Consider the following 17,240-nt stretch of genomic DNA (forward strand, 5'->3'; position numbering starts at 1 on the left):
AATTATATGTAGAATCCCATGATTTACTTATATTTGCGAGCTTATAAAATATAAAATTAATTATTTATAAATGGCTGAAAATCAAAGAATTATTGATATCAATATAACGGACGAAATGAAATCCGCATATATTGATTATTCAATGTCGGTTATCGTGTCCAGAGCACTACCAGATGTAAGGGATGGTTTAAAACCAGTACACAGGAGAGTGCTTTTTGGAATGTCAGAATTAGGATTGACCAATAATAAATCACACAAGAAGTCTGCGAGGATAGTCGGAGAGGTATTAGGAAAGTACCACCCACACGGTGATTCATCAGTATATGACACGATGGTGCGTATGGCACAGGACTGGTCGCTGAGATATCCGCTAGTAGATGGACAAGGGAACTTTGGTTCCATGGATGGAGATAGTCCTGCGGCAATGAGGTATACGGAAGCAAGACTAGAGAAGATTAGTGACGAGATACTTTCGGATCTGAAAAAGGATACAGTTGATTTTAGATTAAATTTTGATGATACATTAGAAGAACCAACTGTACTTCCTACGACGCTTCCTAACTTATTAGTTAATGGTGCTTCTGGTATTGCTGTAGGTATGGCGACGAATATGATGCCACATAACTTAACAGAAGTGGTAGACGGTATCATTGCAACTATAAATGATCCAGAAATTACGATTGACGGATTAATGGAGCACATTAAGGCACCCGATTTTCCAACAGGTGGAATCATCTACGGTATGGGCGGTGTGAAAGAAGCTTTCGAGACAGGTCGAGGAAGAGTTGTACTTCGTGGAAAAGCAGAGATCGAAACTAGAGCTAACGGCAAAGAAGTTATCATTATCAATGAGATTCCTTACCAAGTTAACAAGGCTAATCTGATGATTAAGATGGCTGAGTTAGTGAATGATGGGAAAATAGAAGGAATTACAGACCTTAGAGATGAATCTGATAGAAATGGTCTTAGGATTGTTGTTGAGGTTCGTAGAGATGCGATGGCTTCTGTTATTCTTAGTCAGTTGTACAAGTTTTCTCCATTACAGTCATCGTATGGAGTAAATAATGTTGCACTTGTAAATGGACGACCTCAAATATTAAATCTTAAGGATTTGATCGTTGAGTTTATTAAGTTCAGAATTGAGGTCATTGTAAGAAGAACGAAATTTGAATTAAATAAGGCAGAAGAGCGTGCACATATACTAGAAGGTTTAATTAAAGCCATCGATAATATCGACTTGGTTATAAAATTAATTAGAGCATCTAAGACGGTAGATGAAGCGAGAGAATCATTAATGAAAGAATTGGATTTAACTGAAATTCAGACAAAGGCGATTCTTGAAATGAGACTTCAGAAATTGGTTAGTCTGGAAATGGACAAAATCAAGGAAGAGTACGATGAGTTGATGAAGCGAATTGAGTACTTAAAGTCAATTCTAGAAAGTGAAGAGCTTCAGAAAGAAATCGCTAAAGAAGAGTTAGAGCATGTGAAAGAGAAGTTCGGCGATGAAAGAAGAAGTGAGATTTCATTTGCAGAAGGAGAGATAAGTATTGAAGATATGATTCCAAATGAAGAAGTTGTTATTACGATTTCTCATCTTGGATATGTGAAAAGAACAAAAACTTCTGAATACAAAATACAAGGAAGAGGTGGAGTAGGAGCTAGAGGCAGTAAGACGCGTGGTGAAGATTTTATAGAGCACATGTTCGTTGCTACGAACCATAATTACCTATTGTTTTTCACAGAGCAAGGTCGATGTCATTGGGTAAGAGTTTATCAAATTCCAGAAGCAGGCAAAGGATCATTGGGTAGAGTTATCCAGAACATCATTGCTATTCCGAAGGAAGATAAAGTGAAAGCATATATTAAAATAGAAGATCTAACGGATGAAACCTTTATTAACGAAAACTACATTGTTTTTGCAACTAAAAAAGGTAACATTAAGAAGACCTTAGTAGAAGCATTCTCTCGTCCTCGTGTGAATGGTATTAACGCCATTACTATTAATGAAGGTGATACACTACTAGAAGCTAAGCTTTCAAATGGTAAGAATGAAATCGTGCTTGCGAACAGAAACGGTCGAGCTATACGATTCCCAGAAAGCAAAGTAAGATCTATGGGAAGGTCAGCTGCTGGGGTAAGAGGTATGAAATTAGATAGTGATAAAGACTTTATTGTGGGGATGATTATAGGAGATCCAACGAACACAGAAGAAAGTGTATTTGTTATATCTGAGAATGGATATGGAAAAAGAACGGCGCTTGAAGATTACAGAATGACTAACAGAGGCGGGAAAGGTGTGAAAACCATGAAAGTCACTGATAAAACGGGTGAAGTAGTTGCTATAAAGATGGTGACTGATGAAAACGATATTATGATTTCTAATAAGTCTGGAATTGTTATAAGAATTAAAGGTTCTGGACTTAGAGTAATGGGTAGAGCGACTCAAGGCGTTCGAGTAATTAAATTAATAAAAAATGATTCAATATCTGATGTGGCCATCATTCCACCTTCAGATGACGACGACGAAGAAGAATAATTAACACTTTAATAGGGTGATTTTAACATTATTTAAAGATATATTGTTCTAATATTTCGTCTTAAGGATAGATCGTTATAAATTTATGAATCTGAAAATTTTAGAAAATGACTAGTATGAAAAAATTCTTATTATTATTTGTTGGAGTCCTGTTTGTAGGGTCTTCAATTATTGCCCAAGATGGGAAAAAGGCTTATAAGAAAGCAAATAGACTTTTAGGGACTTACAACTTAGATCCAAGTGCGAATATGGATAAGTTAGAAGAGGCGAAAGACTTGATTGGATCTGCATTAGAAGATCCAGAAGTAGAAGCAATGGGGAAAGCTTGGATTGTAAAAGGTAAAATATACAATGAGCTGGTATCCAATGAAATGAACCAGAAGTTACTTAACCCTGAATATGTGGTTAAGAATGTAGGTTATGCGCAAGAGGCCTACACTGCTTTGAAAAAAGCACTCGAAGTGTCTGAGAAAAAATTTGAAATTAAAGAAGCTCTTAATCAACTGAAATTAACGGCAGGGCATATTTCAAATGAAGCAATTACAGCTTTCCAAGACAAAGATTATAACGCTGCATTTAAAAACTTTAGAAGTTCGATTGCTTTAGATGAAATCCTTGTGGCACAAGGAGAAGAGTCTACTTTTATAGATGAGGCGAATAAAAAAGAACAATACTTTTATACTGCTATTAGTGGTTTTTATGCTAAAGAATATGAGGAAGTTGAGCCTTTCTTTTTGAAGGCTAAAGAAATGGGAGATGCAGATCCATTTATCTATGAAGGTCTTTATAATATTAAAAAAGAAACCGACATGGATGCTGCGAGAGCTATCTTAGAAGAAGGTAGAGCAAAATATCCGGATGACACAGCTTTATTATATGCTGAGATTAATTACATGGTTGCTGAAGGTTTACTAGAAGAATTAATCGTAAAGTTAGAAGATGCTGTAAAAAAAGATCCTGAGAATATTTCGGTATATACTACGCTAGGAGCAGTTTATGATAATCTTGCTTCTCAATCTTTAAAAGATAGTACTGCAGCAGAAGGAAAAGCACAAATGTACTTTGATAAATCACAAGAATGGTTTGAGAAAGCGCTTAATCTAGATGAAAGTAATTTTGATGCACTTTATAGCTTAGGTGCATTATATTATAATAAAGCAGCAACTTTCACTGATCCTCTTAATGAATTAGCGAATGATTTTTCAGCTGAAGGAAATAAAAAATACGATGCTTTGAAAGCGAAAATGGATAATCTATTTGATACTGCATTCCCGTATTTCAAAAAAGCTGAAGCTATTAATCCTGAAGATATGAATACATTACTTGCGATAAAAGAGATTTATGCTAGAAAAGGTGATGTTGAAAAATCTAATGAATACAAAGCTAGATTAGAAGCACTTAACACTGGTGGACAATAGTTATTCTTTAGGGTTGTTGAGAATTAATTTTTAATTACAATACGAATAAGAATTAAAAATATAAAAAGCTTGCCTAACTTTAGGCAAGCTTTTTTTATACCTATTAATCATGAGAAAAATAAATACCATAATTTTTGATTTGGGAGGCGTTCTGATAGATTGGAATCCTAGATATGTCTTTGATGAGGTGTTTGACTCAAGTGAAGAAGTAGATTTTTTCTTAAGTGAAGTGTGTAACGGTGAGTGGAATGGAGAGCAAGATAGAGGGCGACCATTTCAAGAAGCCATTGACCTGAAAACAAAGGAATTTCCTAAATACGCTAAGGAAATACAATTGTACTATACCAGATGGAGTGATATGGTTAGCGGGGATATCCCAGAGTCAGTCGAAATTTTGAGAAAGTTAAGCAGGCTAAGAGACATCAGATTGTATGCGCTGACAAATTGGTCTCATGAGACTTTTCCTTATGCTTGGGAGAATTTTGAATTTCTTAAATTATTCGAAGGTATATTAGTGAGTGGAAAAGAAAAGCTTATAAAACCAGATCACGATATTTACCATTTGATTTTAGATAGGTATGATATAGATGCTGAAAGTGCTGTTTTTATAGATGACTCATTAAAAAACGTGATCGCAGCGAATCAAGTAGGTATTCAAAGTATACATTTTATTAATGCAGAACAATTAGACAAATCATTAAAAGACTTGGGAGTTCAACTTTAATCTTGCAGTCTTTTATAAATATAAAAATGATGAGAAGTATTTTAATTTTATTTTTTCTAGCTATTTCATTTCAGATTTTTGCTCAAGGTACAAGCAATAGGCAGAGAACGTTAATAACAAAAAGGACTGCAACTTGGTGTCCACTTTGCGGAGGCTGGGGCTGGGACATGGCGAAAGGAATCGAGGCTTTCAATAATGAAGATGTATTTCTACTGAAAGCTCATTATAGCGGCGATCTAGAAACTCAAGTAGCAATCGATATTACAAATAACTGGAATGCTGCATATCAACCAGAGTTTTTTATTAATGAAGAAAAGCAGGATGTAGGGAGTTCTACTTGGTCAAGCAAATTGCAAGAATTTAGAGCGGAAATTGAAGCTAATTCAAAAAACGATGCAAAGGTATCTTTTGATATTAAAACAGAAGTGAATGGGAATGAAATTACAGCAGATGTGGATCTTGAGTTCCTATCGGCAGTTGCTGGGAATTACAATCTTGGTATATATCTAGTAGAAGATAGCCTTGTTAATAATCAAGCTGGTCGTGGAAGCAGTGCGGTTCATAATGGAGTGCTAAGATCAACATTTAGTGGACTAAGTTTTGGAGGTTCTATCGTAAGTGGTAGTGCAGATGTAGGTGAAATGGTTAACAGATCTCTAACTTTAGAGGTAGATGGAGGTCCGATAGAAGATAGACACTTGAGAGTTTTAGCTATTGTTTGGAAAGTTGATGGCGGTAATTATCAAGTTGAAAACTTGCACGATGTATCCGTCGGTTTGTCAGCGAGTACTTATACATCTTTAATAAAAGAGGATGATTTTAAGGCGATCACTGTAGGTAATGATCTTGAATTAAGCTTTTCATTACTTAGTTCGATGAAGTCAGGCAGGGTAGAGGTTTATCAGATGAATGGTCAAAAGATTATTTCAAAGGTATTCAAACCAATGCTTGATCAAAATAATGTCTCCATTCCAGTAGCTAATGTCAAGGGCAATTTTGTTGTTGTTTCTGTGATAGGAGATGAAAATCTATTGATTTCTAAAAAAGTCTATATCGAATAGTACTTAGTTTTAAAATTTGAAGTATTAACATGCTTTATGAGGCAGTTACTAGAAAATCTATGCGCTTATCATCCTAGATAAAGAGCATTGCGTTAGGGATCTGGAGTTACTGAATGTGGTAAAAGAGTAGGCTTTACCCACGATAGAAAGAAATATTTATCCCAAGAAATTTCTTCTAAAACTTATAAAGTAGGATGGAATTATTAAATTCGCATCGAATACTTACTTTATGAAAATATTTAATATGTTATTTTTCGTCCTCTGTACGATTTATAGCATTTCAGCCCAAACTAATTACGCTAGAGTAAAGATTAATCTACAAGAAACTCCTCTGGAAGCAATAGCCACACTAGGTTTAGAGGTGGATCATGGCGTACTTCAGAAAAATAGATATTTAATTAATGACTATTCTGATGATGAATTAACATTATTAGAAGAGCATGGAATTCCATATAAAATAATAGTTTCAGATGTAAAGCAACATTATGTTAATCAGAATGCTGTCCAAACGCGTTCTGAAAAGTATACCTGTAATGTAAAGGCTTATAATTATAGGACACCTGATAATTATACTTATGGAAGTATGGGTGGATATCATACGTATGATGAACTCCTTTCCACCTTAGATTCTATGCATGCTGCTTTCCCGAATCTAATTTCCAAGAAAAAGATGATTGGGAGCAAGACAACATATGAAGGAAGACCAATATTTTGGTTAAAAATAGGTGATAAACCAAATGTAGATGAAGATGAACCAGAGATTCTCTATACTGCACTTCATCATGCACGGGAGCCTCAGAGTCTTGCACAGATGTTATTCTACATGTGGTATTTGTTAGAAAATTATGAAAATGATGCCTTGATTAAGGGTTTAGTAGATCACACAGAAATGTATTTCATCCCATGTATTAATCCAGATGGTTATGTACATAATGAAATGACAGATTCGAATGGTGGCGGTCTATGGAGAAAAAATAGAAAACCAGCAGATGGGGGAGCGAAAGGAGTAGATATCAACAGAAATTATGATTATAAATGGGGTCATGATGAGTCTGGTTCATCTTCTAACCCGAACAGTAATACTTTTAGAGGGACATCCGGGTTTTCAGAAGCGGAAACACAAGCGGTTAGAGATTTTAGTTTAGAACATGATTTCAAAATCGTTATGAATTATCACGCATTCGGGAATTACTTGATCTATCCGTGGGGTTTTGATGGGAATGCTTCATCTGATGATTTGACCTTTAAGGGATATGGTGATGGATTGACTGCTGAAAATAATTTTGATGCGGGAACGAGTGTAGAAACGGTAGGTTACGGTGTGAATGGTAGTAGTGATGATTGGATGTACGGTGAATTGGGAATTTTTGCATTTACTCCGGAAGTTGGTCACATTGATTTCGGATTTTGGCCTCCAAGAACAGAAATTGATAGACTGAATAAATCTGTATTTAAGCAAAATTTAGTGGCGGCTCAGTTGTTACATGATTATGTTAAGGTCAATGTTTTACCTGATACTAATCAATCATTAGACCTTGATATCGTAAAGCTGAGTAAAGATGAAAACCTACTTAAAGTAAAAGTTAAAAGTCTAGATAAAGCGTTAGTTTTTGTGGCTGATTCTGTAGAATTGGGTCTGAACCATCTGGAGCGAGATACGGTATTATTCCCATACGAAGTGATACAAGATTATATTGTAAAAGAAGAGGTCCCTGTTTTAGTTGAGTCTCACTATAAGTATTATACCATCGTTGATACAGTCTTAATAAGAATAATTAACGAAGACTTTGAAGTCATTTACAGTGAAAATGGAGAAGATCTTCAGGATTGGGGGACTAAAAAGTGGGGAGTAAGTAGTAGTAAATTTGTTTCGAATCCTGGAAGCTTAACGGATAGTCCTAAGGCAGATTATTTACCATTTTCGGAATCTATGATTACACTTACAGATGAAATAGACTTAGTAGATGCTGAAAAAGCATTGCTTACATTCTATGCGACATGGGAAATAGAAGAAGATTTTGATTATGCACAAGTTTTGATTTCAACTAATGGTGAAAATTTTAACCCGATTTGTGGTAAGTATACCACTCGCGGAAATGAGTTCCAAGATTTAAACCAGCCAGTTTATGAAGGGTATCAACCAACATGGGTGAAGGAAGAGATAGACTTAGCAGATTATCTAGGAGAAAAAATATGGATCCAATTTCGATTGATTTCAGATGCAGTGGAGGAGCAAGACGGAATATATATTGATAATATAAAAGTTGAAATTGTTGAAAAGCAACAGAGTTCATCTACTCATTCATTAGGATTAGATAATCGGTTTTCGATTTTTCCCAATCCCGCAAAGCAAAGAATAAATATCCAAGGAGCTTCAGAAGTTGATGTTGATGTCAGAATTTATGATCAGTTGGGAAGACTAATGTTAGAAAGGTCAAAACCTGCAAATGGTGGGCTTGACTTTACGATAGATATAAGAAGTCTTGTTACTGGAGTTTATTATATTGAGTTTGCTGAGGAGGGCGAAAAAGTTCAGACCGTAAAAATGGTTAAGTTGCCGTAGGTTTTTCGGTTAGACTTGTGGGATGGTTTTCGGACTTAATCAGTTTATTATGGATGTTTTCTTGTAGTGAGCTAGAAATAGAACGTGGAATCTTAATACAATAAATGGCTTAGCTGTCCTTCCGTTTCACTGCAGGCTTACCAGTCCATTTATTTTCTGTAAGTGCTCGTATTAATATTTATTACCGACAGGCTTGTAGAGCCGAAGTTGGCTGTTATATGGATCTGTATGATATGGCTAAGGTTCGTAGTACCGACATTGTAAATTTATAATCCAGCTCTCTTGGCTATCATTGATAATCTTAGACATCTATTAGAATTACAATTTATCCTTTAGTATCAAACTTGAGAGTGTAATTTTCAGAAGAATTATTTTACAATGATCCTCACCTAGTCAAAGGTCAAAATAGAAGCTTTCTTACTTCGTAGGTGAATCTTTTTTTTAAAGCTCATTCGAAAAGAAGTAAACTCCTTTTCTTCTTCACATAAAAAAAAGCTTCTCGACAATGCCGAAAAGCTTCTATTCTCTGTGACCGCGGAAGGATTCGAACCCTCAACCCTCAGAGCCGAAATCTGATATTCTATCCAGTTGAACTACGCAGCCATTAAATTGAAAATAGTCCAAAAACTACTTTCTATTTTACTTGTTGCAAAAGTAAAATTTATTTCAGTTATTTTGAATTAATTGGATATTAAAACGCAATAACCTAAATACTATTTTTTGTTACTATGCTTTAGAAGCTAATTCTTCCTTCATCGCAAGGTATTCATCGAATGTTTTCAAACTATCATAACATCCAATGCCATTATCATTTAGATCTATTATTCTATTCGCAATGGATTGTGTGAAAGTATGATCTCGAGATGTAAAGATTAAATTTCCTTTGAAATTAATTAGAGAATTATTTAATGCCGTAATCGTCTCTAGATCCAAGTGATTCGTAGGTTCGTTCAGCATCATAAAATTGGCACCTGAAAGCATTAATTTAGATAACATACATCTCACTTTTTCTCCTCCAGAAAGTACGTTTGCCATTTTCAAACTTTCTTGTCCAGAAAACAGCATTTTACCTAAGAATCCTCTAATAAATGCTTCATCTTTATCTTTAGAAAATTCTCTTAACCAATCGATTAAGCTGACCTCACTGTGGAACATGTGTTCGTGATCATTCGGAAGATCATCCATCGTTATTGTTTGTCCCCAATTGATTTCACCTGTATCAGGTTCTAATCTGCCTGCTAGGACATCATAAAAGGCATCTAGAACAACACTGTTTTTTCCAAGTAAAGCAATCTTATCCTTGGAATTCATGGTGAAATTGATTTCTGAAAACATCAATTCTCCATTAATAGATTTACTTAAGTTTTTAACCTCTAAGATTTGATCACCAACTTCTCTTTTAGGTTCCCAGATGATTCCAGGATATTTTCTAGAACTTGGCTTGATCTCATCCACATTTATTTTTGCCAAGAGCTTTTTCTTTGCAGTTGCTTGCCTTGACTTAGATGCATTCGCACTAAACCTGTCAATAAATGCTTGTAATTCAGCCCGCTTGGTTTCTGACTTTTTGTTTTGATTAAGTTTCTGTCTTAGAGCAAGTTGACTCGATTCATACCAGAATGTATAATTACCAGTATATAAATTGATCCTAGAAAAGTCAATATCCACGGTATGCGTACAAACGGTATCAAGAAAGTGTCTATCGTGAGAAACAACGATGACTGTATTTTTGAAATCCAGTAAAAAATCTTCTAACCAAGTTACGGTTTTGATGTCCAAATCATTCGTAGGCTCATCTAGAATAAGGATATCCGGATCACCGAAAAGTGCTTGAGCTAGTAAAACCCTAACTTTAGCAGCTCCGGAAAGCTCTGACATTGACTTATAATGGAGATCTTCATGAATTCCTATTCCTGATAGCAGACTTGCTGCTTCTGGTTCGGCATTCCATCCATTCATTTCAGCAAATTTTTCCTCTAATTCTCCAGCTTTGATACCATCTGCATCACTGAAATCAGGTTTCATATAGATGGCATCTTTTTCCTTCATTAAATCCCACAATGCTTTGTGTCCTTTCATAACCGTATCAAGCACGGTATGATTGTCGAAAGAATTGTGATCTTGAGAAAGTACAGCCATCCGTTTTCCTGGTTCAATTCCGATATTACCGGTATTAGCGTCAATTTCTCCCGAAAGAATTTTCAAAAAGGTAGACTTTCCTGCTCCATTTGCTCCAATAACACCATAGCAATTACCTGGTGTAAAGGTGATGTTAACCTCATCGAATAGAATTCTTTTGCCGTACTGAAGGGAAATATTATTTGCTGAAATCATTAACTTTTATTTTAGAGCCTGCAAAGGTAAGCATTTCTTGTTATTCTTTTGTTATGTCTGTGTTAAACAGCGCTATAAAATGTCTGGTTTTTTTCTTAATTTAAATTCTAGAAAAAACGAAACTTATAATTATGAATAATCCAACAAGACCCAACATCGTATTTTGGATCATAGGTGCTGTCGCACTTCTTTGGAATCTTATGGGCGTTATGGCCTTTTTTACACAAGCAATGAACTCAGATTCTTATAGAGCTAGTATTCCTGCCGATCAGTTAGCTATAATCGATGCTTTACCACTTTGGTACATATTGGTTTTTGCAGTTGCTGTATTTGCGTCTGCATTAGCATGTATTTTTTTACTAGTACGAAGAAAACTCGCGGTTCCATTATTCTTGATTGGCTTTATTGCGGTTCTTATACAGTCCAGTTATAATCTATTCTATAATGCTGGAAGAGCCTTTTATGCAATGCCCCAATATATCATGTTAGTATCATTGCCTATTGTCTCAGCACTCTTATATTGGTATGCTCGACGTTGCGATCAAAAAGGATGGTTGAAATAAATTAAAACTTTTTGCTGCGTATTAGTTTCTTAGATTGAGAAAGATATATCATTCCTAAAATACTTATGATTAGAAGGTAAGTTCCACCTCCGATCAGATAGGGAATCTGTGAAGGAACCAGTTCCATTCCCATTGGGACATCTCCTCCGACGAGAAAACCACCTATGATAATTAGGTTGAAAGCGATCAATGTTGCAATCATGTAGATTAAAAAATTGACATAGAAAGTGATACTTAATATAGTGTTATTGGTGTTATCTTCTTTTAAGCCTTTCTCTATAATTTGGTTGCTAAAGTAGTAATAAAGCACAAGTGGAATTATGCAAATTAGTGCCACAAAAGCAATCGTTCCCGAACTGTTTTCAAACCAACCTATGAAACTAAGAGGAATAATTATAAGCAGTGGGATTAATGTTCCTACAACAAAAGTAATCCAGAGTAATTTTATTTTTTGTTTCATAGAATAGGTACGCGCTGACACGGTAATTTTGTATAAAATTTAAAGAGAACAAAGATAGATTTTTTTGATCTACATCGAACAAATAGTCTTGTTTGTTGATATGATAAATGTAATATGAGAGATTAAGTTTTTAAGTATTACGTATTTTTTCACCAAATAAAATTATACCAATAAATGGAAAGTTTAAGTAAGAAGAGAATTGCAATATTAGCAACGGATGGATTTGAAGAGTCAGAATTTACTTCGCCTAAAGAAGCATTAGAAAATGCAGGTGCCAAAGTGGACGTTATTTCCGATAAATCCGGTAAAATTAAATCTTGGAAAGATGGTAATTGGGGATCCGAATTTTCAGTTACCAAAACCATTAATGAGGCAAATGAAAAAGACTATGATGGTCTGATGTTGCCCGGTGGAGTTATTAATCCCGATAAGTTAAGAAGAAATGATGATGCAATTAATTTTGTTAAATCATTTTTCAAAAGCCACAAACCAGTAGGAGCTATATGTCATGCTCCATGGTTATTAGCCGAAGCGGGAGTTTTGGAAGGCAGAGAGATTACCTCTTTTAATTCCATAAAAACAGATATGATTAACGCGGGAGCTAAGTGGAGAGACAGTGAAGTTGTAACCGATCACGGGTTAGTAACAAGTAGAAATCCTGATGATTTACCTGCCTTTAATAAGAAATTAGTAGAGGAAATAAAAGAGGGGAAACATCAACTTCAGACTGCATAAAACATTCTATCTTAATTGATTAGTTACTTGAATAGATAGAATTCAAAATTAACCCCTGATATCAAATTTGGTATCAGGGGTATTTATAAAGGGTGTAAAGTGTTTGCAATTTATGAATGGCTTGGCATGAATTCCATTAATTTATTCATATCTACCCCTAATCCTCTAGCTATTCCCATTCCCAATTTTTCACTGCATCTGAACCAGTGGCATAATTGTCTCAGGATGATCTCATCTTTTTTAGGTCCACTAATTCCACTCATCGCCCCTACGATATTACTCACTAAGTTTTCTCTATCTCTGTCACTCATCACTTTTTCATACAAAGCTTTCGGCTGAGAATAATGATCGTTATCATTTTCATTTCGATCGAAATATCCTGCGATATTGCTTTCTAATTCATATGGCTGGCCCTTATAAGCCTCATCTTCATGCAGATCATCGAAACTATTAGGATAATAGTTAGGATTTCCTCCACCATTTCCATCCATTCTCATCGCTCCATCTCTGTGATAATTTTTCACAGCGAAAGGACATCTATTTACAGGTAGTTGTTCATAATTCGCACCTATTCTATATCTGTGCGCATCTGGATAGGCAAGGATTCTGCCCTGAAGCATTTTATCTGGGGAAAATCCAATTCCATCTATCAAATTAGCTGGTGCGAATGCCGACTGCTCTATATCTTGAAAGTAGTTTTCTGGTATTTCATTTAATTCAAAGTATCCAACATCGATGAGTGGGAAATCACTGTGTGGCCATACTTTAGTCAAGTCAAATGGATTCCACGGGAATGCTTTAGCTTGTTCATCATTCATGACCTGAATCTTCATATTCCATCTTGGGTATTCTCCTCGTTCGATCGCTTCTACTAAATCTCGTTGTGCAAAATCAGGATCTTTACCTTTCATCTCTTCTGCCTTTGCATCATTGAAATTCTTTATTCCTTGGTCAGACTTGAAATGGAACTTAACCCATACGCGCTCATTATTCGCATTCACTAATGAAAAAGTATGACTACCATAGCCATTCATGAATCGGTGTCCATAAGGCGTACCGCGATCTGACATAAGGATCATAACTTGGTGAAGAGATTCCGGATTTAAAGACCAGTAATCCCACATCATTGTTGGGCTTTTACAATTCGTTTTTGGATGCCGTTTTTGCGTATGAATGAAATCGGGAAATTTCTTCGGGTCTTTGATGAAAAAGACAGGCGTGTTATTTCCCACACAATCCCAATTTCCATCTTCTGTGTAAAATTTTAGAGCAAAACCTCTAGGGTCTCTTTCTGTATCTGCAGATCCTTTTTCTCCTCCGACTGTGCTAAATCTCAGTAACATCTTGCACTCATTTCCTACCTTTGAAAAAAGTTTAGCTCTTGTATATTGGGTGATGTCATGAGTGACAACAAATTTTCCAAATGCTCCGGATCCTTTCGCATGAACTACTCTTTCTGGAATTCGCTCTCTATTAAACTGAGCTAACTTTTCATGTAAAAAAAAGTCTTGCAATAATAACGGTCCTCTAGGCCCGACAGACTGTGAATCTTCATAGTGATTAACAGGACACCCTGAATTCGTCGTTATCGATTTCTTTTTCATATTCGTATTTTTTTGTTGTTAAATTTTAATCCTGCTGCTAATTTAGTCACTACATTTGATTGATAAAAACTATATTGTGAATAGCATAATTGATACTGTCAATGAACATCCAGCAAATTGAATACATCTTAGCCGTTAAAGATTCCAAGAATTTTGGGCAAGCTGCAGACCAGTGTTTTATCACTCAGTCTACACTTAGTACCATGATTGCTAGGTTTGAAGATGAAATAGGATTGAAGATTTTTGATCGGAAAACTAAACCAGTAACGATCACTTTAGAAGGCGCTCAAGTCATTAAGCAACTTGAGATTATTTCGAATGAATTAGATAATCTTTCTGATGTTGTGAAAAGGATCAAAGGTCAACTTGATGTGAATCTGAAGATTGGTGCTATCCCGACCGTCGCTCCTTATCTTTTTCCACTTTTCTTGAGTGCTTTCATCCAGAAATTTAACGAATATCAATTTGAAATCTCTGAAATTTCCACAGCGCAGATTGTCGAGAAAATATTGTCCAGAGAAATTGATATAGGAATTGTATCCACTCCACTTAATCATCCGGACTTGAAGGAACACCATCTATATGATGAATCATTCTATTTATATGATCGGCTGAATAAGAATAACGATTTACTTCATATCTCTGAAATTGACCTAGATAGATTATGGATATTAGAAGAAGGACATTGCTTAAGAAATCAGGTTAAGAAAATATGCGATCTTCCTCCTCGAAAAATGATCAATGGAAACTTGCATTACAAGTCAGGTTCCCTAGAAACATTGATGAAATTCGTGAATAATAACAACGGATTAACTTTTCTGCCACAGTTAGCAACGAAAGATCTGAAAGAAGAAGAGAAGCAATATCTAAAAGCTTTTTCTAATCCTGTACCAGCTAGGTCCATTGGTCTCATTGTACATAAACATTTTGCAAAGAATGATTTGCTGGTTCAGCTAAAGGAGGCCATTCTGCTTGCAGTGGAAAAAGTTATATCAAATCTAAATGAAGAACTAAAGATCGTTTCACCTTTTTAAAAATTTGTTCGTCGTGACATATGATGAATAATCTGGATAAGTAATTGTGATTATGACATTAAATATATATAGATTTCAATTTTAAATTCGTTCGAGAGGAAGAATGGAACAATTTATGCATGTATAAATAAAGAAATAGAATAAATCCAATGAAAAATATCCTTACTTTATTAATGATGATATTTGCCTTTTCCTTAGGAACAGCGCAACAAGCTAGTGAAAATGAAGGATCTCTAGATGGTGGCACCATTGAGAGCCAATTTGATTATTTGATTTCAAAATCGAATAACTATCAGCAATATAAGGTTGTTAGAAAAGATTTTATCAGTAAATTTTTTCAAAATATTTCAGATTCTTTGGCTTCTAATAATGAAGAAATCACAAAGCTGAATAATACCATCTATGAACAGCAAATAAGCGTAGATTCCATGAAGTCGCAGATGATGACATTAAATGCTGATTTGACTCAGGTAAATAAAGAGAAAAATAGTTTTTCACTTTTCGGACTATTGCTGAATAAAGTTACGTATAACACTTTGATGTGGAGTCTGATTCTAGGGTTATTAGGTGCATTATTGTTTTTCATTTATAGATTTAAGAGAAGTCATGTTGTTACTGCTAAAGCAAAAGAAAATCTAAGCAAGACGAAAGAAGAGTTCGATGCATTTAGAAAGAAAACTTTAGAGAAAGAGCAAGTTCTTATGAGAAAGCTTCAAGATGAGCTGAATAAGAATGAAATGAATATGGGTTAGTCTTTTATCTCGATTAAGGATTGACGTTCTCTATTAACAAAAAGTTTTGTAACATCTGGTCGGCTGTAATGACCCGCGACATCGAAATTCTGTCTTTCTTCGAGAACACTATTGAAGTTTAAGTCACGAACTATCAAGTATTCCTTATTTATAACAGGCTCTACAATCCATTTTCCATCTGGTCCAGCGATACATGAACCACCATCTGATAAGATTTCGGGAGCATTTTCTAAGATGATATCTAAGTGAGGTGTATTGGAAGGGAAGTCCGACTTTCTCATTAAACCAGAAACACCGATGGAATAAGATCTAGATTCTTCAGCAATAAATCTTGTAATGTTTTCTGTATTCCTCTTAGCGCCTGGCCATACTGCAATGTGCAGGTCTTCACCCATAGCATAAAGTGCTGTTCTGGATAAAGGCATCCAGTTTTCCCAGCAGTTAAGTCCGCCGACCGTAAAAGCTTTTAATGAATGTGTCCGAAGCCCATGTCCATCTCCAGGTGCCCAAGTCAGTCTTTCTTCAAAAGTAGGCTGGAGTTTTCGATGTACTGATCTTATTTCACCTAGTTGATTGATATATACTAGTGTACAATAAATGCTATGATTCCCGCGGTTCAGTGCTTTTTCGATGACTCCGATGTAGATCGCAATCTTATGCTGCTTTGCTAATTCGCAGATGTTGTTTAAGTCACCAGACTCTATTTCCACTGCATTTCTTATATAGTGAGCATTGATTTCTTTCTGGATCTTTGAGTTGAAGGCTGAGCCATTGGTTAATGAAATCCAATATGGATAACCTGGAAGCAAAGATTCTCCAAATACAACCAATTCGGCCTCTTCTTTTGCAGCTTTTTTGATCCACGTCTCAATTTTGGAAATGGTCTCTACCTTATTCAGCCAGACTGGAGCAATCTGAGCAAGTGCAACTCTTAGTATATGCGCATCAGTCATTTCTATTAATTTTACTTAGCAAATAATTGCCCGATATCTTTGAAAGCCTTGAATTCAAGGGAATTGCCTTCTGTATCCATGAAGAACATAGTTGCTTGTTCTCCTGGTAATCCAGTGAATCTAATGTATGGCTCGATTACGAAAGGAATATCACTAGCTTTTAGCTGTGCTGAAAGATTCTCCCAATCTTCCCACTTTAGTACAACTCCAAAGTGTGGAATTGGAACATCATGACCATCTACTGGATTAGAAGTAGATGCTCTTTGCATATCTTCTTTAACATGAATAACGAGTTGATGTCCAAAAAAATTAAAGTCAACCCAATGGGAAGCGCTTCTTCCTTCAGGACAACCTAGAATATCTCTATAAAATGCTCTTGCACGCTCCAAGTTCTGAACTGGAATTGCTAAATGAAAAGGTTGAATATTTTCCATTATACTAAGTTAGGATTTACAATTGATAAGATCAATTTTCATAGCAATCAAAAAAAAACATTCACA

At 35.4% G+C, this 17,240-nt stretch carries 14 protein-coding genes and 1 tRNA gene; 9 read left to right on the forward strand and 6 right to left on the reverse strand.

Annotated features, from left to right (window positions below):
* Positions 1–70: 70 nt before the first annotated feature.
* The 5 genes from gyrA to L2586_RS11235 all read left to right on the forward strand — a co-directional run bounded on the left by gyrA (position 71) and on the right by L2586_RS11235 (position 8,305).
* On the forward strand, positions 71–2,539 hold the full coding sequence (gene gyrA / locus L2586_RS11215) for a DNA gyrase subunit A (protein WP_235292989.1): 2,469 nt from the start codon (positions 71–73) through the stop codon (positions 2,537–2,539).
* 116 nt (positions 2,540–2,655) lie between these two features.
* Entirely contained in the window at positions 2,656–3,957 is a 1,302-nt protein-coding gene (locus tag L2586_RS11220) for a tetratricopeptide repeat protein (RefSeq protein ID WP_235292990.1), read from the forward strand.
* Positions 3,958–4,066: 109 nt separating this feature from the next.
* Positions 4,067–4,681, forward strand: a complete 615-nt coding sequence (locus L2586_RS11225) for an HAD family hydrolase (RefSeq protein ID WP_235292991.1) — start codon at positions 4,067–4,069, stop codon at positions 4,679–4,681.
* A gap of 29 nt (positions 4,682–4,710) precedes the next feature.
* Positions 4,711–5,742, forward strand: a complete 1,032-nt coding sequence (locus tag L2586_RS11230) for an Omp28-related outer membrane protein (protein WP_235292992.1) — start codon at positions 4,711–4,713, stop codon at positions 5,740–5,742.
* Positions 5,743–5,971: 229 nt separating this feature from the next.
* Entirely contained in the window at positions 5,972–8,305 is a 2,334-nt protein-coding gene (locus tag L2586_RS11235; protein WP_235292993.1) for a M14 family zinc carboxypeptidase, read from the forward strand.
* Between the two features lie 529 nt (positions 8,306–8,834).
* Here the strand turns inward: L2586_RS11235 and L2586_RS11240 are convergent.
* Both L2586_RS11240 and L2586_RS11245 read right to left on the reverse strand, forming a co-directional pair.
* Positions 8,835–8,908 (reverse strand) — tRNA-Arg (locus L2586_RS11240).
* A 123-nt stretch (positions 8,909–9,031) separates the two neighbouring features.
* Positions 9,032–10,639, reverse strand: a complete 1,608-nt coding sequence (locus L2586_RS11245; RefSeq protein ID WP_235292994.1) for an ABC-F family ATP-binding cassette domain-containing protein — start codon at positions 10,637–10,639, stop codon at positions 9,032–9,034.
* 131 nt (positions 10,640–10,770) lie between these two features.
* Here L2586_RS11245 and L2586_RS11250 point away from each other — a divergent pair, with 131 nt between their 5' ends.
* On the forward strand, positions 10,771–11,202 hold the full coding sequence (locus L2586_RS11250; RefSeq protein ID WP_235292995.1) for a hypothetical protein: 432 nt from the start codon (positions 10,771–10,773) through the stop codon (positions 11,200–11,202).
* A 1-nt stretch (position 11,203) separates the two neighbouring features.
* Here L2586_RS11250 and L2586_RS11255 read toward each other — a convergent pair whose 3' ends face one another.
* Complete coding sequence (locus tag L2586_RS11255; protein ID WP_235292996.1) at positions 11,204–11,662, reverse strand: hypothetical protein; 459 nt, start codon at positions 11,660–11,662, stop codon at positions 11,204–11,206.
* Between the two features lie 174 nt (positions 11,663–11,836).
* On the opposite strand from L2586_RS11255, the gene L2586_RS11260 reads away from it, so the two are divergent.
* Positions 11,837–12,397 (forward strand): type 1 glutamine amidotransferase domain-containing protein, encoded by a 561-nt coding sequence (locus tag L2586_RS11260; RefSeq protein ID WP_235292997.1) that lies wholly within the window; start codon positions 11,837–11,839, stop codon positions 12,395–12,397.
* A 110-nt stretch (positions 12,398–12,507) separates the two neighbouring features.
* Here the strand turns inward: L2586_RS11260 and L2586_RS11265 are convergent, their stop codons facing one another.
* A complete protein-coding gene (locus tag L2586_RS11265; protein ID WP_235292998.1) occupies positions 12,508–14,001 on the reverse strand; it encodes a catalase in 1,494 nt (497 codons plus the stop codon).
* A 101-nt stretch (positions 14,002–14,102) separates the two neighbouring features.
* Here L2586_RS11265 and L2586_RS11270 point away from each other — a divergent pair, with 101 nt between their 5' ends.
* Entirely contained in the window at positions 14,103–15,035 is a 933-nt protein-coding gene (locus tag L2586_RS11270; protein ID WP_235292999.1) for a hydrogen peroxide-inducible genes activator, read from the forward strand.
* A gap of 149 nt (positions 15,036–15,184) precedes the next feature.
* Positions 15,185–15,787: a hypothetical protein gene (locus L2586_RS11275; protein WP_235293000.1), complete on the forward strand. Its 603-nt coding sequence runs from the start codon at positions 15,185–15,187 to the stop codon at positions 15,785–15,787.
* On the opposite strand, the gene L2586_RS11280 is transcribed toward L2586_RS11275, so the two are convergent.
* Both L2586_RS11280 and L2586_RS11285 read right to left on the reverse strand, forming a co-directional pair.
* Complete coding sequence (locus tag L2586_RS11280; protein ID WP_235293001.1) at positions 15,784–16,740, reverse strand: carbon-nitrogen hydrolase family protein; 957 nt, start codon at positions 16,738–16,740, stop codon at positions 15,784–15,786. The two genes, L2586_RS11275 and L2586_RS11280, sit on opposite strands and share 4 nt — an antisense overlap.
* A gap of 11 nt (positions 16,741–16,751) precedes the next feature.
* Positions 16,752–17,174, reverse strand: a complete 423-nt coding sequence (locus L2586_RS11285) for a VOC family protein (protein ID WP_235293002.1) — start codon at positions 17,172–17,174, stop codon at positions 16,752–16,754.
* Between the last annotated feature and the right edge of the window lie 66 nt (positions 17,175–17,240).

The organism is Portibacter lacus (assembly GCF_021533215.1).
GTDB lineage: Bacteria > Bacteroidota > Bacteroidia > Chitinophagales > Saprospiraceae > Portibacter > Portibacter lacus.

Coding starts and splice junctions, on each gene's coding strand:
- L2586_RS11275 (WP_235293000.1), top strand. CDS start 15,185: ATGAAAAATATCCTTACTTTATTAATGATGATATTTGCCTTTTCCTTA.
- L2586_RS11245 (WP_235292994.1), bottom strand. CDS start 10,639: ATGATTTCAGCAAATAATATTTCCCTTCAGTACGGCAAAAGAATTCTA.
- L2586_RS11250 (WP_235292995.1), top strand. CDS start 10,771: ATGAATAATCCAACAAGACCCAACATCGTATTTTGGATCATAGGTGCT.
- L2586_RS11280 (WP_235293001.1), bottom strand. CDS start 16,740: ATGACTGATGCGCATATACTAAGAGTTGCACTTGCTCAGATTGCTCCA.
- L2586_RS11260 (WP_235292997.1), top strand. CDS start 11,837: ATGGAAAGTTTAAGTAAGAAGAGAATTGCAATATTAGCAACGGATGGA.
- L2586_RS11235 (WP_235292993.1), top strand. CDS start 5,972: ATGAAAATATTTAATATGTTATTTTTCGTCCTCTGTACGATTTATAGC.
- L2586_RS11285 (WP_235293002.1), bottom strand. CDS start 17,174: ATGGAAAATATTCAACCTTTTCATTTAGCAATTCCAGTTCAGAACTTG.
- L2586_RS11225 (WP_235292991.1), top strand. CDS start 4,067: ATGAGAAAAATAAATACCATAATTTTTGATTTGGGAGGCGTTCTGATA.
- L2586_RS11270 (WP_235292999.1), top strand. CDS start 14,103: ATGAACATCCAGCAAATTGAATACATCTTAGCCGTTAAAGATTCCAAG.
- L2586_RS11265 (WP_235292998.1), bottom strand. CDS start 14,001: ATGAAAAAGAAATCGATAACGACGAATTCAGGGTGTCCTGTTAATCAC.
- L2586_RS11220 (WP_235292990.1), top strand. CDS start 2,656: ATGAAAAAATTCTTATTATTATTTGTTGGAGTCCTGTTTGTAGGGTCT.
- L2586_RS11230 (WP_235292992.1), top strand. CDS start 4,711: ATGAGAAGTATTTTAATTTTATTTTTTCTAGCTATTTCATTTCAGATT.
- gyrA (WP_235292989.1), top strand. CDS start 71: ATGGCTGAAAATCAAAGAATTATTGATATCAATATAACGGACGAAATG.
- L2586_RS11255 (WP_235292996.1), bottom strand. CDS start 11,662: ATGAAACAAAAAATAAAATTACTCTGGATTACTTTTGTTGTAGGAACA.